General features: G+C 63.9%; 3 protein-coding genes. 1 reads left to right on the forward strand and 2 read right to left on the reverse strand.

Features of this window, described 5'->3' with window-relative positions; all coding sequences use genetic code 11:
- On the forward strand, positions 1-948 hold a 948-nt coding region (locus tag EN994_RS29375; protein ID WP_164746315.1), incomplete at its 5' end, for an MATE family efflux transporter.
- 100 nt (positions 949-1,048) lie between these two features.
- On the opposite strand, the gene EN994_RS29380 is transcribed toward EN994_RS29375, so the two are convergent.
- Both EN994_RS29380 and EN994_RS29385 read right to left on the reverse strand, forming a co-directional pair.
- Positions 1,049-1,630 (reverse strand): cupin domain-containing protein, encoded by a 582-nt coding sequence (locus tag EN994_RS29380; RefSeq protein ID WP_013528422.1) that lies wholly within the window; start codon positions 1,628-1,630, stop codon positions 1,049-1,051.
- Between the two features lies 1 nt (position 1,631).
- Positions 1,632-1,897: aminotransferase class V-fold PLP-dependent enzyme (locus tag EN994_RS29385; RefSeq protein ID WP_127308050.1), on the reverse strand; the 266-nt coding region annotated here is incomplete at its 5' end.

Here is a 1,897-nt window from a genome sequence, read left to right on the forward strand (position 1 = left end):
TTCTACTTCTATATCGTGCTGCGCTCGTTCATCTCGGCGCTGGAGCGGCCGGGCTGGGCGCTGGTCATCGTCTTTGTTGCCGTCGCCTGCAATGCCTTCTTCAACTGGGTGTTCATGTTCGGCAATCTCGGCGTGCCGTCGATGGGCATTGCCGGGTCGGGCCTTGCCACCTCGCTGTCCTCAACGCTGATGTTCATCGGCCTGGCTGCCGTGGTGATGCTGGAGAAGAAGTTCCGCCGTTATCGTCTGTTCGGACGGTTCTGGCGATCGGACTGGCCACGCTTCAAGGGCCTGTTGCGGCTCGGCCTGCCGATTGCCGGCATTCTCGCCTTCGAGGTGACTATCTTCAATGCGGCCGCCCTGCTGATGGGCCTGATCGACGCGGATTCGCTGGCCGCGCACGCGATCGCCATCCAGATCGCCTCGATCTCCTTCATGGTGCCGCTTGGCCTCAACCAGGCGGTGACGGTGCGCGTCGGCCTTGCGCATGGCGCCGGCAATCCGCAAGGCGTGTCGCGCGCCGGCTGGACCGCCTTCGTCATCGGCGTCTCGTTCATGGCGCTGATGGGGCTGGTGATGATCCTGTGGCCGCATCCGCTGATCAGCGCCTTCATCGATCTGAGCAATCCGGCCAATGCCAGGGTGATCGAACTTGCCGTGTCGTTCCTGGTCTTCGCGGCGCTATTCCAGGTCTTCGACGGCGCCCAGGCGGTGGCCGCCGGCATGCTGCGCGGCCTGCACGACACCAAGGTGCCGATGATCTATGCCGCGATCGGCTATTGGGGCGTCGGCCTGCCGCTCGGCGTGCTGCTCGCCTTCCATTTCGGCCTGCATGGCGTCGGCATCTGGATCGGCCTGTCGACGGGGCTGGCCGTGGTGGCCGCGCTGCTGCTGGCGCGCTGGCTGCGGCGCGACCGACTGGCCCCGCCGCTCGCGTTCGGGCATTGAAACAGGACGGTTGGGCTCGGCGGCTGTTGTCCTGTGGACGTTGGCTCATTGAACGACGTCTGCAGAACTCCCTCGAAATCCGGCGCCGCGCTGGAGGCGGTCAGAATGTCGGCGGCGTGTTGACCCAGAGGATGCGGACCGTGGTCGAACCGATATTGCGGTAGCCGTGGCCGAGTTCGGAGTTGAAATAGAACGCGTCGCCTGCCTCGAGTGCCACCACGTTCGCCTCGACCAGCAATTCGACGGAACCTTCGAGCACGTAGCCGAACTCTTGTCCCTTGTGGCTGATCAACTCGGGGCTGCCGCCGCCGGCCTCGATCACGTGGACGTTGATCTGCAGCAGATATTCCGGACCGGACGGCACCAATTGCTCGAGCACGACATGGTTGCCCGAACGCCGATGTCCCGTCTCCATGTGCGGACGCTCGTTTTGCCGCAAAACGAACACTTCCGAGGCATTGTGCTGCAGCGTGCCGAACATCGCGTTCATGTTGATGCCCAGTGCCTGCACCAGCCGGTGCAGAGCCGCCATGGACGGCGTAGCGCGGTCGTTTTCGATCTTCGAGAGATAACCCTCTGTCAGCCCGATGCGGGCGCCGAGCTCTTCCAGGCTGAGGCCAAGCACCTGTCTGGCATGGCGCAGCTTGACGCCGATCCTCGGGGTTCCGTTTCTGTCGCGCATGTCAGGTCCGCGTCTTCATCCAGTCCGCCAGCTTCGCCAGCAGGAAATCGACTTCCGCCTCGGTGTTGTAATGAGCCAGCCCGATGCGGACGACACCGTTGCGGTCCGCAAGCCCCAGCCGCTTGATTGGCTCCAAACCGTAATTGTGACCGTGCCAGAGATAGATGCCTTCCTCTGCCATCGCCCTGGCGATGTCCGCGGGATCGGTTCCGTCAACGGTGATCGACACGGTAGGCACACGGCGCGCCAGCGCCGCCACATCGGATA

Source organism: Mesorhizobium sp. M7A.F.Ca.CA.002.09.1.1 (assembly GCF_003998555.1).
Lineage (GTDB): Bacteria > Pseudomonadota > Alphaproteobacteria > Rhizobiales > Rhizobiaceae > Mesorhizobium > Mesorhizobium ciceri.